The sequence below is a fragment of the Pseudomonas panipatensis genome, from assembly GCF_900099785.1.
In the GTDB taxonomy this organism is placed as follows: domain Bacteria; phylum Pseudomonadota; class Gammaproteobacteria; order Pseudomonadales; family Pseudomonadaceae; genus Pseudomonas; species Pseudomonas panipatensis.
This window is the reverse complement of record NZ_FNDS01000004.1, coordinates 261,722-276,027: the sequence shown is the minus strand read 5'-3', so window position 1 is coordinate 276,027 and position 14,306 is coordinate 261,722. Positions and strand designations below refer to the sequence as shown.

General features: G+C 66.7%; 16 protein-coding genes. 7 read left to right on the top strand and 9 right to left on the bottom strand.

Annotated features, from left to right (window positions below; translation table 11 throughout):
* Positions 1-76 precede the first annotated feature (76 nt).
* Positions 77-889 (top strand): UDP-2,3-diacylglucosamine diphosphatase, encoded by an 813-nt coding sequence (locus tag BLQ74_RS11485; protein WP_090262695.1) that lies wholly within the window; start codon positions 77-79, stop codon positions 887-889.
* Positions 886-1,917, top strand: coding sequence for a glycosyltransferase family 4 protein (locus tag BLQ74_RS11480; protein ID WP_090262694.1), 1,032 nt, complete (start codon positions 886-888; stop codon positions 1,915-1,917). Before BLQ74_RS11485 ends, BLQ74_RS11480 begins: the two co-directional genes overlap by 4 nt.
* Here the strand turns inward: BLQ74_RS11480 and BLQ74_RS11475 are convergent.
* Positions 1,914-2,162, bottom strand: coding sequence for a hypothetical protein (locus BLQ74_RS11475; protein WP_090262693.1), 249 nt, complete (start codon positions 2,160-2,162; stop codon positions 1,914-1,916). The genes BLQ74_RS11480 and BLQ74_RS11475 overlap by 4 nt on opposite strands.
* A gap of 220 nt (positions 2,163-2,382) precedes the next feature.
* Here BLQ74_RS11475 and BLQ74_RS11470 point away from each other — a divergent pair, with 220 nt between their 5' ends.
* Positions 2,383-3,510 (top strand): GNAT family N-acetyltransferase, encoded by a 1,128-nt coding sequence (locus BLQ74_RS11470; RefSeq protein ID WP_090262692.1) that lies wholly within the window; start codon positions 2,383-2,385, stop codon positions 3,508-3,510.
* A gap of 15 nt (positions 3,511-3,525) precedes the next feature.
* On the opposite strand, the gene BLQ74_RS11465 is transcribed toward BLQ74_RS11470, so the two are convergent.
* The 4 genes from BLQ74_RS11465 to BLQ74_RS11450 form a co-directional block, all read right to left on the bottom strand.
* Positions 3,526-5,358 (bottom strand): ABC transporter ATP-binding protein, encoded by a 1,833-nt coding sequence (locus BLQ74_RS11465; RefSeq protein ID WP_090262691.1) that lies wholly within the window; start codon positions 5,356-5,358, stop codon positions 3,526-3,528.
* Positions 5,359-5,432: 74 nt separating this feature from the next.
* Positions 5,433-5,993 (bottom strand): peptidylprolyl isomerase, encoded by a 561-nt coding sequence (locus BLQ74_RS11460; protein ID WP_090262906.1) that lies wholly within the window; start codon positions 5,991-5,993, stop codon positions 5,433-5,435.
* A gap of 30 nt (positions 5,994-6,023) precedes the next feature.
* On the bottom strand, positions 6,024-6,815 hold the full coding sequence (locus BLQ74_RS11455; protein ID WP_090262690.1) for an alpha/beta fold hydrolase: 792 nt from the start codon (positions 6,813-6,815) through the stop codon (positions 6,024-6,026).
* 13 nt (positions 6,816-6,828) lie between these two features.
* Positions 6,829-7,755 carry a PA3225 family LysR-type transcriptional regulator gene (locus tag BLQ74_RS11450; protein WP_090262689.1) on the bottom strand — a complete coding sequence of 309 codons (927 nt, stop codon included), beginning with the start codon at positions 7,753-7,755 and terminating at the stop codon, positions 6,829-6,831.
* A 61-nt stretch (positions 7,756-7,816) separates the two neighbouring features.
* Between BLQ74_RS11450 and BLQ74_RS11445 the strand changes: the two genes are divergently transcribed.
* From BLQ74_RS11445 to rarD, 4 genes are all read left to right on the top strand, one after another.
* Positions 7,817-8,131, top strand: coding sequence for a 3-phosphoglycerate kinase (locus BLQ74_RS11445; RefSeq protein WP_090262688.1), 315 nt, complete (start codon positions 7,817-7,819; stop codon positions 8,129-8,131).
* Positions 8,132-8,280: 149 nt separating this feature from the next.
* Positions 8,281-8,880 carry an FMN-dependent NADH-azoreductase gene (locus BLQ74_RS11440; RefSeq protein WP_090262687.1) on the top strand — a complete coding sequence of 200 codons (600 nt, stop codon included), beginning with the start codon at positions 8,281-8,283 and terminating at the stop codon, positions 8,878-8,880.
* Positions 8,881-9,096: 216 nt separating this feature from the next.
* Positions 9,097-9,957 (top strand): carboxylate/amino acid/amine transporter, encoded by an 861-nt coding sequence (locus BLQ74_RS11435; RefSeq protein ID WP_090262686.1) that lies wholly within the window; start codon positions 9,097-9,099, stop codon positions 9,955-9,957.
* A complete protein-coding gene (gene rarD / locus BLQ74_RS11430; protein ID WP_090262685.1) occupies positions 9,954-10,856 on the top strand; it encodes an EamA family transporter RarD in 903 nt (300 codons plus the stop codon). The genes BLQ74_RS11435 and rarD overlap by 4 nt, the downstream gene beginning before the upstream one ends.
* A 60-nt stretch (positions 10,857-10,916) precedes the next feature.
* On the opposite strand, the gene BLQ74_RS11425 is transcribed toward rarD, so the two are convergent.
* From BLQ74_RS11425 to BLQ74_RS11410, 4 genes are all read right to left on the bottom strand, one after another.
* The gene (locus BLQ74_RS11425) at positions 10,917-11,525 is read right to left on the bottom strand and encodes a C40 family peptidase (RefSeq protein WP_090262684.1); all 609 of its coding nucleotides are present in this window, start codon (positions 11,523-11,525) and stop codon (positions 10,917-10,919) included.
* Between the two features lie 369 nt (positions 11,526-11,894).
* Positions 11,895-12,302 carry an NUDIX hydrolase gene (locus BLQ74_RS11420; protein ID WP_090262683.1) on the bottom strand — a complete coding sequence of 136 codons (408 nt, stop codon included), beginning with the start codon at positions 12,300-12,302 and terminating at the stop codon, positions 11,895-11,897.
* A complete protein-coding gene (locus BLQ74_RS11415; protein ID WP_090262682.1) occupies positions 12,299-12,835 on the bottom strand; it encodes a dihydrofolate reductase family protein in 537 nt (178 codons plus the stop codon). Before BLQ74_RS11415 ends, BLQ74_RS11420 begins: the two co-directional genes overlap by 4 nt.
* A 101-nt stretch (positions 12,836-12,936) precedes the next feature.
* Positions 12,937-14,301: an MFS transporter gene (locus BLQ74_RS11410; protein WP_090262681.1), complete on the bottom strand. Its 1,365-nt coding sequence runs from the start codon at positions 14,299-14,301 to the stop codon at positions 12,937-12,939.
* Positions 14,302-14,306 lie beyond the last annotated feature (5 nt).

Genomic DNA, 14,306 nt, shown 5'->3' with positions numbered 1-14,306 from the left:
CGGGACTGTCGCCTGGCGGTCATGAGCGGGTCACCGCTGCCGCCGAGAATCCGCTAAACCCCGCCGGAGGCCGTTCATGAGCAGTGCACAACGCCTGGTGCCGACCAAGAAACAACGGGTGCGCACCCTGTGGATATCCGATGTCCACCTGGGCACCCGCGACTGCCAGGCCGAGCGCCTGGCGGAGTTCCTCAAGCGCTACCACGCCGAGCGTATCTACCTGGTCGGCGACATCATCGATGGCTGGAAGCTGCGCGGCGGCTTCTACTGGCCGCAGGCGCACAGCAACGTGATCCGCCGCCTGCTGACCATGAGCAAGCGCGGCACCGAGGTGGTCTACGTCACCGGCAACCACGACGAGTTCCTGCGCCGCTATTCCAGCCTGTTGCTGGGCAATATCCGTCTGGTCGACGAGATCGAGCACACCACGCTGGACGGCCGGCGCCTGCTGGTGATCCACGGCGACCAGTTCGACGTGATCACCCGCTACCACAAGTGGCTGGCGTTCCTCGGCGACTCCGCCTACGAACTGACCCTGACCCTCAACCGCTGGTTGAATCATTGGCGCAGCCGCTGGGGCTATGGCTACTGGTCGCTGTCGGCCTACCTCAAGCACAAGGTGAAGAGCGCGGTGAACTTCATCAGCGACTTCGAGGAGGCCATCGCCCACGAGTGCCACAAACGCGGCCTCAACGGGGTGATCTGCGGACACATCCACCATGCCGAGATCCGCCGCATCGGCGAGGTCGAGTACCTCAACTGCGGCGATTGGGTGGAGTCCTGCACGGCGCTGATCGAACACTGGGACGGCAGCATCCAGCTCTACCGCCTGGCCGAGGAGCAGGCACAACGCGCCGCCGCGCCGGTCGCGGCCGAGCCGGTGGCATGAGGATACTGATCGTCAGCGATGCCTGGTCGCCGCAGGTCAACGGCGTGGTCACCTGCTTGCGCGCGCTGGTGAGCGAGTTGGAGGCGCTGGGCCATGAAGTGTGCCTGTTGTCGCCGGCCGACTTCCGCAGCCGACCCTGCCCGACCTACCCGGAAATCCGTCTGTCCTGGGACCTCTGGCGGGTCGGCGGGAAGATCCGCGCCTTCGCCCCCGATTGCGTGCACCTGGCCACCGAAGGGCCGCTGGGCTGGGCTGCGCGGCGTTGGTTGGGGCGCCGCGGATGGGCCTTTACCTCGGCCATTCACACGCGCTTTCCGGAATACCTGAGCACCCGTTGGCGCTGGCTGCCCCTGGCGATCGGCTATGCCTTCCTGCGCCGCTTCCACGCACCCAGCGCGGCGGTACTGGTGAGCAGCGAACGCATGCGCCAGGCCTTCGCCGAGCGCGGCGTGGCGCACCTGGCGCTCTGGCGCAAGGGTGTCGATGTCGGTGTTTTCCAGCCCAATGTGTTTCCACGCGGCGATGCCGTGTTCCTCTACGTTGGCCGGCTCGCCCCGGAGAAGAACCTGGAGGCTTTTCTCCGCCTCGACCTGCCGGGGCGCAAGCGGGTGGTCGGCGATGGGCCGCAACGCGCCGAACTGCAGGCGCGCTATCCGCAGGTGGAGTTCCTCGGCTACCGCTACGGCGTTGAGTTGGCCGAGGCCTACCGCAGCGCCAGCGTGCTGGTGTTTCCGTCCCTCACCGACACCCTCGGGCTGGTCATGTACGAAGCCCTGGCCTGCGGCACGCCAGTGGCCGCGTTCCCGGTGGCCGGGCCACTGGATGTGCTGATCGAGGGCCGCACCGGCGCCCTCGATACGGACTTGCGCAACGCCTGCCTGCGCGCGCTGGCGCTGGACCGCCGGGATTGCGCGCGCTGGGCGGCGGAACAGTCCTGGCGCGTCTCCGCGCAGCAGTTTCTTGCCTTGCAGCGTGCCCTGGTCGAGCGGCCGCCGTGCCGCGCCGACGCATTGCCCGTCAGCGATTAGAAGAGCTGCCGCTTGCCCTCCAGGCACTGATCCACCAGCCATTTGCCGTGGGCGATGGAGGCGTGCTGGGCGTTGTCCAGGTCGGCCAGGTAGGCCATTTGCGCCGGCAGTGCCTGGCGCCGGCTGATGCGGCCGTCGGGGGCGATGATCTCGCAGCCGCCGGCCCAGGGCGTCGGCAGGCCGGGATGCTCGAAGACGCGGGCGACGATGGTGTAGTCGCGGTGGGTGCATTGCAGGCTTTGCATGGGGCGTTCCTCATGGCGAGGCCAGAGCCACGGGCTTCCCGAGCCATCCGGGAACGCTCTGGCGTGGATGTCCCGCCGACGGGCGGGGCCGATGCTTCAGCGTCACACCACCTTAGAGCAGCGTCGCGTCGGCGCAAGCGCCTCTCGACGAAGGGCCAGGCCAGGTTTTCGCCGTGCGTCCATCTTTCGTTCCACCGCGTCTCGCGCCAGACTGTCGGGCATGCCTATCCAGACCCTTTCCCGCCTCGCCGACCTCGATGCCCGCCAGTGGGACGCCCTGTTGCCGGATGCCCAGCCATTTCTGCGCCACGCCTTCCTCGCCAGCCTGGAGGACAGCGGCAGCGTTGCCCCGCAGAGCGGCTGGCAACCGGCGCACCACCTGCTGCGCGGCGATGACGGCCGCCTGCTGGCGGCGTTGCCGGCCTATGTGAAAGCCCACTCCTACGGCGAGTATGTCTTCGATTGGGGCTGGGCCGATGCCTGCCAGCGCGCCGGTATCCGCTATTACCCCAAGCTGCTGGTCGGCGTTCCCTTTTCGCCGGTGAGTGGGGCGCGCCTGCTCGGCGAGGACGCGGCGCTCACCGAATTGCTCGGCGCCCTCGCCCAAGGCAGCGAGGCGGGGCGCTGGTCCGGGGTGCACGTGAACTTCACCGATGCCCGCGCCGACGCCCGACTGGCCGCCGAAGACGGCTGGCTGGAGCGCCTGGGGTGCCAGTACCACTGGTTCAACCGGGGTTACCGCGACTTCCAGGACTTTCTCGATGGGCTGGCCTCGCGCAAGCGCAAGCAGATGCGCAAGGAGCGTGAGCAGGTGGCCGGGCAGGGCATCGATTTCCGCTGGATGGCAGGGCACGAGCTGAGCGAGGTCGACTGGGACTTCGTGCACGCCTGCTACGCCAGTACCTACGAGGTACGCGGCCAGGCGCCCTACCTGCGTCGCGAGTTCTTCAGCCTGCTGGCCGAGCGCATGGCGGAGTCGATCCGCGTGGTCTTCGCCCGCCGCAGCGGCCGGCCGCTGGCCATGGCCTTCTGCCTGGTCGATGGCGACACCCTCTACGGGCGCTACTGGGGCTGTCTGGCAGAGTTCGACCGCCTGCACTTCGAGACCTGTTTCTATCAGGGGCTGGACTACGCCATCGGCGCGGGCCTGCGCCGTTTCGACGCCGGCGCCCAGGGCGAACACAAGCTGATCCGTGGCTTCGAGCCGGTGATCACGCACTCCTGGCATTACCTGGCGCACCCGGGGCTGCGCGCCGCGGTGGCGGAATTCCTCGAACAGGAGCGCGGTGCTATCCGCGCTTACGCCGAAGAGGCGAGGGCGGCCTTGCCTTATCGGCAGGCGGACTAGCGCGCGGACGCTGCCTCAATCCACCCCGACGAAGCCCCCGGTCTGGTGCTGCCACAGGCGTGCGTAGAGACCGCCCTGTTCGAGCAGCTCGGCGTGGCTGCCACTTTCGACGATGCGTCCGTGGTCGAGCACCACCAGGCGGTCCATGCGCGCGATGGTGGACAGGCGGTGGGCGATGGCGATCACCGTCTTGCCCTGCATCAGCGTCTCCAGGCTTTCCTGGATGGCCGATTCGATTTCCGAGTCGAGCGCCGAGGTGGCTTCGTCGAGGATCAGGATGGGCGCGTCCTTGAGCAGCACGCGGGCGATGGCGATGCGCTGGCGCTGGCCGCCGGAGAGCTTCACGCCGCGCTCGCCGACGTGGGCGTCGAGACCGGTGCGGCCCTGGGCGTCGTACAGCTGCGGGATGAACTCGTCGGCGCGGGCCTTGCGGATCGCTTCCCGCAGGTCGTCCTCGCTGGCGCCGGGGCGGCCGTAGAGCAGGTTGTCGCGGATCGAGCGGTGCAGCAGCGAGGTGTCCTGGGTGACCATGCCGATCTGCGCGCGCAGGCTTTCCTGGGTCACGCCGGCGATGTCCTGGCCGTCGATGAGGATATGGCCGCCTTGCAGGTCGTAGAGACGCAGCAGCAGGTTGACCAGGGTCGACTTGCCGGCGCCGGATGGGCCGACCAGGCCGATCTTCTCGCCCGGACGCACGTCCAGTTGCAGGCCCTGGATCACGCCCGCGCCTTTGCCGTAGCTGAAGCTGACATCCGCGAAGCGCACGCCGCCGCGTTCCACGCGCAGGGCCGGGGCATCGGGCTGGTCCACCACCTGGCGCGGGATGGCGATGGTCTGCATGCCGTCCTGGACCTGGCCGACGTTTTCGAAGATGCCGCCGACCACCCACATGATCCAGCCGGACATGTTGTTGATGCGGATGACCAGGCTGGTGGCCAGGGCGATGGCGCCCACCGAAATCAGCGCCTGGCTCCACAGCCACAGGGCCAGGCCGGTGGTGCCAGCGATGAGCAGGCCGTTCATGAAGGTGATGCTGACGTCCATCGAGGTCACCACGCGCCCGGCGCGCTGGGCCTTGCGGGTCTGGTCGTCGATCGCCTCGCGGGCGTATTCCTCTTCCTGGCGAGTGTGGGCGAACAGCTTGAGGGTGGTGATGTTGGTGTAGCCGTCGACGATGCGCCCCATGAGCTTCGAGCGCGAGTCCGAGGCGGCCACCGAGCGGCGCTTCACCTGCGGCACGAAGTAGGCGAGGGCGCCGACGTAGGCGATCACCCAGAGCACCAGCGGGATCATCAGGCGCCAGTCGGCCTCGGCGAACAGCACCAGAGCGCTGAGCGTATAGATCGCCACGTGCCAGAGCGCGTCGACCACCTGCACCGCCGAATCGCGCAGGGAGTTGCCGGTTTGCATGATGCGTTGGGCGATGCGCCCGGCGAAGTCGTTCTGGAAGAAGCCCAGGCTCTGCTTGAGCACGTAGCGGTGGTTCTGCCAGCGGATCAGGTTGGTCATGCTGGGGTTGATGCTCTGGTGCACCAGCATGTCGTGCAGGGCGTTGAACAGCGGGCGCAGGACCAGCGCGACCAGCGCCATCCAGACCAGCTCGCGGCCGTGCAGGCTGAAGAACTGGCTGGCGGGGGTGTTCTGCGCCAGGTCGACGATGCGCCCCAGGTAGCTGAACAGCGCCACTTCGATGAGCGCGACGACCAGGCCGACCACCAGCAGGACCGAAAACACCGGCCAGACCTGGCGCAGGTAGTAGGCGTAGAAGCGGACGACGTCGGCCGGCGGCATGCGCTCGGGAGCGTCGCGGAAGGGATCGATGAGTTTTTCGAAACGGCGATAAAGCATGATGTCTCTCGGTTGCGGCAGGCCCATCCGTTGGGCCTGCCTGGTCAGTCCTCCGCGTCGTGCGCCGGCAGTGTTTACAGGCGTTTGGCGGAAAGAATGACGATGGGTTCCTTGGGCACGTCCTGGAACATGCCGCTGTTGCCGGTGGGGGCCTTGGCGATCATGTCGACCACGCCCATGCCGCGCACGACCTTGCCGAACACGGCATAGCCGAAGTCACGCTGGCCATGGTTGAGGAAGTCGTTGTCGGTCAGGTTGATGAAGAACTGGCTGGTGGCCGAGTTGACCTCGCTGGTGCGGGCCATGGCCAGGGTGCCGCGCGTGTTGAGCAGACCATTGTCGGCTTCGTTCTTGATCGGCGCCTGGGTGTCCTTCTCCTGCATCTTCTCGGTGAAACCGCCGGTCTGCACCATGAAGCCGGGGATCACGCGGTGGAAGATAGTGCCGTTGTAGAAGCCGCTGTCAACGTAGCCGAGGAAGTTCTTCACCGAGATCGGGGCCTTGGTCGCGTCGAGTTCCAGCTCGACTTCACCGAGGGTGGTGGACAGCAGAACGTGCGGTTTCGCTGGGTCCGCGGCAAGCGCCGAGGTGGCCAGGACGAGGGTGCAGGCGGCGAGCAGGAGGCGTTTGAACAGGGTCATTTTGCGGATGTTTCCTGGGGCTGTTTACGAATGGTCGACCTGCCCGAGGAAGTCGAGCAGGGTGCGGTTGAAGACCTGTGGCTGGTCCAGCGGGGTCGCGTGGCGCGAATCTTCGATCACCACCAGGCGCGCGTTGGGCAGGCGTTCGACGTAGGCCTGCTTGAGCGCCACCGGGGTGTAGTCGCGGTCGGCGCTGATCACCAGTGTCGGACAGGTTATGCGCCCGAGACGCTCCTGCACACCCCAGCCGATGATCGCGTGCAGGCTGGAAAGGTACGCGCGTTTGTCGTTCTGCGGCCAGCGCTGCTCGATCTTGCGCCGCAGTTCGGCCTGCTCCGGCTTGGGGAAGAGCAGCCGGCCGAGGGCCTTGCCCACGGTGTTCAGGCCCAGCACATGGGCGAGGAACAGGCGCCGCGCCACCTCCAGGTATTCGCGCGGGGTGCGCGGCTTCACTTCGGGGGCGCTGTTGACGATGGTCAGGCTTTTCAGCAGTTCCGGCCGGCGGGTGGCCAGCTCGAAGCCGATCATGCCGCCCATGCTGATGCCCACCAGATGCACCGGCGCCAGGCGCAGCTGCTCGATCAGCGCCGCCACGTCGGCGGCGAAACCGGCGATGCTGTAGCGCTCGCGCGGCTTGTCGGACTGGCCGTGGCCGCGCACGTCGAGGGCGATCACCCGGTGCCGGGCCTGCAGTTCGGGAATCTGGTATTCCCAGTCGCGGCTGCTCGAACCCAGGCCGTGGACCAGCAGCACCGGCGTGCCCTCGCCACTGTCCGCGTAGTACAGGCGCTGGCCGGCATGGCTGAGGTAGGGCATGGGCTGACTCCTTTCAGTGGGTGCTTTGCGGCGCGGCGAAGTGCGCGTCCAGCGGCACGTTGGCGAAGGTCTTCAGTAGTTCGACGAGAATCTGCGTGGCCGGACCCAGGGGTTTGTCCTTGTGCGGGTAGAGGTAGAAGCTGCTCTGCCGGGTGCCGCCCTGGGTCAGCGGCAGCGGCTTGAGCAGGCCGTCGCGCAGTTCGCGCTCGATCATGTGCCGCGGCAGCCAGGCGAAGCCCAGGCCGTTGCTGACGAAGGTGGCGGCGGTGGCCAGGCTGCCTACCGTCCAGCGCTGCTCGGCGCCGAGCCAACCGACGTCGCGCGGCTGCAGGCGCCCCGAGTCGCGGATCACCACCTGCATCTGGGTTTCCAGATCCTGGTGGCTGAGTTCACGTTGCAGGCGGTGCAGCGGATGGTCCGGGTGTGCCACGGCGACGAACTCCACCGTGCACAGCTCGGCGCCGAGATGGCCGGGGATGTTCAGGCCGCTGATGGCCAGGTCGGCGGCGCCCTGGATCAGCGCCTCCTCGGCCCCGGAGAGCACCTCTTCGCGCAGTAACACGCGGCAGCCGCGGCTCTGCGGCATGAACGCGGACAGCGCACGGACCACGCGCACGGTGGGGTAGGCGGCGTCCACCACCAGGCGTACCTCCGGCTCCCAGCCCTGTTCCATGTGGTGCGCCAGTTCTTCCAGCTGGCCGGCGGCCTTCACCAGTTGCCGCGAGCGGCGCAGCAGCACCTCGCCGGCCTCGGTGAGCACCGCCTTGCGTCCGTCGATGCGCAGCAGCGGCACACCGAGCTGCTCCTGCATGCGCGCGACCGTATAGCTGATCGACGATTGCGAGCGGTGCAGGGCCTCCGCCGCTTGCGCGAAGCCGCCGTGATCGACCACGGCCTGCAGCGTCCGCCACTGATCCAGGGTAACGCGGGGCGCTTTCATCCTCGCCTCCTCTTGTCTACTCTGGCGGTCTGCCTGAAACCGACTGTCCAGGGACCGCCACATGAAAAAACTCTGCTGTGCGTTGCTGTTGTCGCTGCCGCTGAGCGCCTTCGCCTACCCGACCGAAGTGGAAACCTCGCTCAATGGCACCGAGGTGTCCTACGAGACCCAGGATATCGGTGACAGCATGGGCGCCGTATTGCTGCAGAACTATGGCAAGCAGGATGTGAACTGCACGGCGGTATTCCAGAACGGACCGGAAACCCCCAAGGTGCGCAAGACGCTGGTCCCCGCCGGCAAGACCAGCAACCTGACCGTCAGCTTCGGCCGCGCCATCATCAAGCTGCGCGTCAAACTCACCTGTAATCCGGCCTGAAGCCGAGCGGTACTGGGATCAGACTAGGGCCGGAAGTTTCATAAATCAACTTAGTCGATGCTTTGAAGCGAATTTTTCCGCTTTTTTATCGATTGGTCTGGCCATAGTCTCTCTCCATCGACGCAACTGACCGATGGAGGTCGAAGCCCATGTCCCGCGTTCTGGTTATCGAAAGCAGCGCTCGCCAGCAAGATTCGGTGTCCCGCCAACTCACCGCCGAGTTCATCGCCAATTGGCGTGCCGCGCATCCGGCCGATCAGGTCCAGGTCCGCGACCTGGCCGTCAATCCGTTGCCGCACCTGGACGCCGATCTGCTCGGTGGCTGGATTAAACCCGCCGCCGAACAAAGCGCCAGCGAACAGGCCGCGTTGCAGCGTTCCAACCTGCTCACCGACGAACTCCTGGCGGCCGACGTGCTGGTGCTGGCCGCACCCATGTACAACTTCGCCATCCCCAGCACCCTCAAGGCCTGGCTCGACCATGTGCTGCGCGCCGGGGTGACCTTCAAGTACACCGAGAGCGGCCCGCAGGGCCTGCTCAGCGGCAAGCGCGCCTTCGTGCTGACCAGCCGTGGCGGCGTCTACGCCGGCGGGCCGCTGGACCACCAGGAGCCTTACCTGCGTCAGGCCCTGGCGTTCATCGGCATCCATGACGTGACCTTCGTCCACGCCGAAGGCCTGAACATGGGCGGCGAGTTCGCCGCGCGCGGCCTGGCCAAGGCCCGCGAGCAACTGGCCGCGGTTGCCTGATCCCGCTCCACTTTCCCTTGCGCGCCACCGCTCCTGGGCGCGATGCCCGGTCGATCACTGCCTCCCCTGCGAATGTCGACCGGGCTTTTTCTTGCGCCACTCGCCGCCAGCCATGCGCCGAGCGCCCGGTCGCCAGCCTGTCGCCGCGGACCCGCGCCGCTTCCCCCGTTCCGGCAAAAGCGCTATTTTCCTCGCCCATTTTTCGCGGCTGCGCTCATGCCTTATCTGTTGTTCGTGACGGTCCTCTGGGCCTTCTCTTTCAGTCTGATCGGCGAATACCTCGCCGGTCGGGTCGACAGCTACTTCGCCGTGCTCACCCGAGTGCTGCTGGCCGGCCTGGTGTTCCTGCCGCTGACCCGCTGGCGTGGCGTGGCGCCGCGCTTCATCGGCGGCGTGATGCTGGTCGGCGCGCTGCAGTTCGGTGTCACCTATATCTGCCTGTACCAGAGTTTCCGCGTCCTGACGGTGCCCGAGGTGCTGCTGTTCACCGTGCTCACGCCGCTGCACGTGGCGCTGATCGATGATGCCCTGAACCGCCGCTTCAACCCCTGGGCGCTGCTGGCTGCCGCCGTGGCCGTGCTGGGCGCGGCGATCATCCGTTACGACGGGGTCAGTGGCGATTTCATCGAGGGTTTCCTGCTGCTGCAGTTGGCCAATGCGACCTTCGCCGCCGGCCAGGTGCTGTACAAGCACCTGGTGGCGCGCTACCCCTCGGACATCCCGCAGTACCGGCGCTTTGGCTACTTCTTCGTCGGTGCGTTGCTGATCGCCTTGCCGGGCTGGCTGTTGCTGGGCAATCCGCAGAAACTGCCGAGCACCGAGACCCAATGGCTGGTCCTGCTGTTCATGGGCCTGCTGGCCACCGCCCTGGGGCAGTACTGCTGGAACAAGGGTGGCACCCTGGTGGATGGCGGCACCCTGGCGGTGATGAACAACCTGCACGTGCCAGTCGGCCTGTTGATCAACCTGCTGATCTGGAACCAGCACGCCGACCTGCCACGCCTGGCCCTGGGCGGCGCGGTGATAGTGGCGTCGCTGGGCGTCAATCGCCTGGGTGGGCGGAGGGCGACGGCATGAATATCTCCGGACGTGGCGTGGCCTTGTCCCTGGCGTCGTCGCTGCTGTTCGTCACGCTGCCCGGCTACATCCGCTGGCTGGCGCCGCTGGACAGCGTTCAGGTGGTGGCGCACCGGGTGGTCTGGTCGATTCCCATGGTGTTGCTGCTGGTGGCCTTTACCCGCCAGGGCGGCGTCTTGCGCGCGGCCGGCCAGCGCCTGTTGCGCGAGCGCTGGCTGCTGCTGTGCTTCCCGCTGACCGCGGCGATGATGCTGGTGCAATGGGGCGTGTTCATCTGGGCGCCGATGGTCGGGCGCACCCTGGAGCTTTCCCTCGGTTACTTCCTCCTGCCGCTGACCATGGTGCTCTGCGGCCGGCTGTTCTATGGCGAGCGCCTGACCTCGCTGCAGAGCATCGCCGTGGCCTTCGCTCTGCTCGGCGTGCTGCACGAGCTGTGGCTGACCCGCGCCTTCTCCTGGTTCAGCCTGATCACCGCGCTGGGTTATCCACCGTATTTCATGCTGCGCCGGCGCATGGGCGTGGACGCGCTGTCCGGCTTCGTCTTCGAGATGCTGGTGCTGTTGCCCTTCGCCATCTTCACCATCTGGCACTTTGGCGAGCGCCAGGCGTTCATGGAGACGCCGCGGCTCTGGGGGCTGCTGCCGATGCTCGGGCTGATCAGCGCGCTGGCCTTCGGCGCCATGATGGCCTCCAGCCGTCTGCTGCCCATGGGGCTGTTCGGCATTCTCAGCTATGTCGAGCCGATGCTGTTGTTCGCCATCGCGGTGCTGTTCCTCGGTGAGCACTTCCAGGTGCAGCAACTCTGGACCTACGGGCCGATCTGGGTGGCGATCCTGCTCACCGGCTGGGACAGCGCGCGCCTGCTGCGCAAGCAGGCGCGGCGCGATCCGAAAGGCTGAAAACGCAGAACCCCGGGCAAGCCCGGGGTTCTTGTTGCAGCAGGCCAGCGGGGCTGGCGCTTATTCGTAGCGATGGCCCGGCAGGTCGGCCTTGGCCAGGGTTGTCGGCAGCACGCGCTTGGCCGCCAGGTAGTGACGCGTCCAGTAGCTGTCGTTGAGGTTGGCCACCTTGACCTTCTCGCCGCGCCGCGGCGCGTGGACGAAGCGGTCGTTGCCGACGTAGATGCCGACGTGGTCGACGTTACGGCTGTGGATGCGGAAGAACACCAGGTCGCCCGGCTGCAGGTCGCGGCGCGCCACTTTCGGCTTGCCGCTCTGGTAGATGGCCCGTGCGGTACGCGGCAGGTCGACTTCATCGACGTCCTGGTACACGTAGTTGACCAGGCCGCTGCAATCGAAGCCCTTCTTTGGCGAGGTGCCGCCCCAACGGTAGGGCGTGCCGATCATGCTGAAGGCCCGTTTGGTCACTTCATGGGCTTCGCGTTTGTCCTGCGTAGCCGGTTTGGGCGCCACGGTGAGCAGGGCGCTGCCCTGTACCGGAACGCGGAGATCGATGGGGGCCGGAGTGTAGGTTCGGGTGGCCCGCGTAGAGGCATCCGCCTCGGTCACAACTGCGGCAAAACTAGCCGCCAAGCCTATGGAAAGGCATGTCAAAAGGATACTGCGCATTCGGCATGTCTTCTTGCTGGTTGATTATGTAACCCAGACTCCGCTGGATCGCCGTTGCTTCTGTGCGGCGATGGTTTCCTTTGGTCCGTGAAAAATGCCCGGGCATTCTGACCGACTTTGGATGACAGTGTTTTTACCGTTTGTCGCCATCGACTAACGTCATGTGACTTCGCCGGTGAGCGGTGACATGTGCTCTGACCTTTCAGTCAGTCCCGGAGCTTATAGCCGAAAGCCCTATAGGATGGGGCTTTCGGCGCGATGGCCAGGATGCTGGCCAGGTCTCGGGAATCGGCCAGGGAAAGGCCGGGGTGGGATGCATTGTCGCAGTGAAAAACCCGACGAAATGCACGGTCTCGCGGTGTTTTGCACTCAGTCGAGGTGTTTTTTCAGGGCGGGCAGTACCTGTTCGCTGAGCAACGGGGCCAGGTGATCGGGGGGCGGCGCACCAGGTTCCAGCCAGCTCAGCTCTTCCAGTTCGGCGGCAGGTGCCACCGGGTGCGGCAGCGCGGCGACGTAGACCTGGGCCTGCACGCGGGTATTGGCTTCGTTGGCGGCGACGGCCTGGAAGCTGCCCAGCGGGGTCAGCGCGGAGGCGGGCAGGCGCAGGTCGAGTTCTTCCTGGAGTTCGCGCTGCAACGCCTGCAGCGGGCTTTCGCCGGGCTCGCGTTTGCCGCCGGGCAGCATGAAGGCACGGGTGCCGCGCTTGCGCACCAGCAGCAGGCGGCCGGCATCGTCGAGCAGGCAGGCGGCAGCGATATCGAGAAGGGTGTGGGTCATGGGGACGCGGTTTCTTTGAGCACCTGGTAGTGCATCTGCACGATCCCGCTGGGAAAACTGCGCATTTCCAGCAAGTGCAGAGGCCGTTCGATGCCGATGCCGAACAATGGGATGCCGGCACCGAGCAGGAGCGGGATGATGCTGATCACCACTTCGTCGAGCAAGCCCGCCGCCAGGCAATTGCCCGCCAGGCTGCCGCCACCGACCAGCCAGATACGCTGGCAGCCCTGGGCCTGCAGTCGCTTCAGGGCGTCGGCCGGGGAGCAGTGCAGTTGCTCCACCTGCGGCGCGGCGCGGGGCAGATGGTTGGCGCGGGTGAGGACGATGGTCGGTTTGTCCGGGTACGGCCAATCGCCCTCGTCGAGGCATTGCTGGTAGGTGGCGCGGCCCATGAGCAGGCCATCGATGCTGGCGTAATAGTTGTTGTATCCGTGGTCATCGACGAAGGGCAGCAGCCAGTCGATGCTGCCGTCGGGGCGCGCGATATAGCCATCCAGACTGGCCGTCACGTAATAGATGAGGGTCACGGGCATGGCGCTCTCCGGACAGGGCGCGGGGTATGCGCCTGCCCTGAGCATGGCACCGGCCGCGCGGGGCGGCCAGGCTGGCCGGTGACGTCTGTCCGATTCGCGCGTCAGCCGGCCAGCTCTTCCAGCGTGCGGCCACGGGTTTCGATGCCGAAGCCCCAGACCACGGCGGCAGCCAGCAGGAAGCACAGGGCGCCGAGGCTGAATACGCCGCCCTGGCCGGCCACCGGCAATATCAGCCCACTGATGGTTGGCCCGAGCAGCGAGCCGACGCGCCCGACCGCCGAGGCAAAGCCCGAGCCGGTGGCGCGCGCCGAGGTCGGGTAAAGCTCCGGGGTATAGGTGTAGAGCACCGCCCACATGCCGAAGAGGAAGAACTGCATGGCCAGGCCGCAGCCGATCAGCAAGGCCAGGCTGCCGCCGAACACCGCGGTCTGCCCGTAGGCGGAGGCCATCAACCCGCCGCCGATGAGCATCAGGATGCAACTCGGCTTGCGCCCCCAGCGTTCCACCAGCCAGGCCGCGCAGAGGAAGCCGGGGATGCCGGCCAGGGAAATCAGCACGGTGTAGTACACCGACTGGGTGACCGCGAAGCCGGACTGCTGCAGCAGCGCGCTGAGCCAGGAGGTCAGCCCGTAGAAACCGAGCAGGGCGAAGAACCACAGGCTCCAGACGGTCAGGGTGCGGCGCCGGTAGGTCGGCGTCCAGAGTTCGGCGAAGGCGCTGAAGAAGCCCTTGCGGCGGCCTTCCAGGCGTGGCACCGGGCGTGGCTCCGGCAGGCTGCTCAGCCCCAGCGAGCGCATGACCCGTGCCTCGATGCGCGCCAGTGCGCGGTCGGCTTTCTCCGGCATGCCGGCCTGCTCCAGCCAGCGTGGAGACTCCGGCACCAGGAAGCGGATCGCCAGGACGAAGACCGCGGGGAAGGCCAGCAGCAGGAACAGGCTGCGCCAACCGCCCAGCGGCAGGATGAAATACGACAGGCAGCCGGCGGCGATGAAGCCCAAGGGCCAGAACCCGTCCATCAAGGCGATGTAGCGACCGCGACGGCTGGCCGGAATCATTTCCGAGAGCAGCGACTGGGCGATCGGGAATTCCATGCCCATGCCGATGCCCAGCAACACCCGGTACAGCGTCAGGTGCTGCACATCGGCGGCGGTGGAGCAGAGGTAACTGGCCAGGCCCCAGAGCACGATGCTCCACTGGAAGACCGGCTTGCGCCCATAACGGTCGGCCAGCAGCCCGGACAGGGCGGCGCCGAGGACCATGCCGAAGAAACTCGAACTGGCCAGCAGCCCGGCCTGGGCGCTGGAGAGGCCGAACTCGGCTTTGATCGAGCCGAGCAGGAAGGTCATCATCGCCAGGTCCATGGAGTCGAAGAAGAAGGCCAGCGCGATGATCACGAAGATCAACCGGTGGTAAGGGCTCAGGGGCAGGCGTTCCAGGCGTTCGGCGGCACTGTGGCGGAGAGGCATCGCGG

Bases quoted from the DNA above. Each gene is read 5' to 3' on its own strand.
- BLQ74_RS11485 (WP_090262695.1), top strand. From the start codon at position 77: ATGAGCAGTGCACAACGCCTGGTGCCGACCAAGAAACAACGGGTGCGC.
- rarD (WP_090262685.1), top strand. From the start codon at position 9,954: ATGAATATCTCCGGACGTGGCGTGGCCTTGTCCCTGGCGTCGTCGCTG.
- BLQ74_RS11480 (WP_090262694.1), top strand. From the start codon at position 886: ATGAGGATACTGATCGTCAGCGATGCCTGGTCGCCGCAGGTCAACGGC.
- BLQ74_RS11450 (WP_090262689.1), bottom strand. From the start codon at position 7,755: ATGAAAGCGCCCCGCGTTACCCTGGATCAGTGGCGGACGCTGCAGGCC.
- BLQ74_RS11465 (WP_090262691.1), bottom strand. From the start codon at position 5,358: ATGCTTTATCGCCGTTTCGAAAAACTCATCGATCCCTTCCGCGACGCT.
- BLQ74_RS11455 (WP_090262690.1), bottom strand. From the start codon at position 6,815: ATGCCCTACCTCAGCCATGCCGGCCAGCGCCTGTACTACGCGGACAGT.
- BLQ74_RS11420 (WP_090262683.1), bottom strand. From the start codon at position 12,302: ATGACCCACACCCTTCTCGATATCGCTGCCGCCTGCCTGCTCGACGAT.
- BLQ74_RS11415 (WP_090262682.1), bottom strand. From the start codon at position 12,835: ATGCCCGTGACCCTCATCTATTACGTGACGGCCAGTCTGGATGGCTAT.
- BLQ74_RS11475 (WP_090262693.1), bottom strand. From the start codon at position 2,162: ATGCAAAGCCTGCAATGCACCCACCGCGACTACACCATCGTCGCCCGC.
- BLQ74_RS11440 (WP_090262687.1), top strand. From the start codon at position 8,281: ATGTCCCGCGTTCTGGTTATCGAAAGCAGCGCTCGCCAGCAAGATTCG.
- BLQ74_RS11435 (WP_090262686.1), top strand. From the start codon at position 9,097: ATGCCTTATCTGTTGTTCGTGACGGTCCTCTGGGCCTTCTCTTTCAGT.
- BLQ74_RS11470 (WP_090262692.1), top strand. From the start codon at position 2,383: ATGCCTATCCAGACCCTTTCCCGCCTCGCCGACCTCGATGCCCGCCAG.
- BLQ74_RS11425 (WP_090262684.1), bottom strand. From the start codon at position 11,525: ATGCGCAGTATCCTTTTGACATGCCTTTCCATAGGCTTGGCGGCTAGT.
- BLQ74_RS11410 (WP_090262681.1), bottom strand. From the start codon at position 14,301: ATGCCTCTCCGCCACAGTGCCGCCGAACGCCTGGAACGCCTGCCCCTG.
- BLQ74_RS11445 (WP_090262688.1), top strand. From the start codon at position 7,817: ATGAAAAAACTCTGCTGTGCGTTGCTGTTGTCGCTGCCGCTGAGCGCC.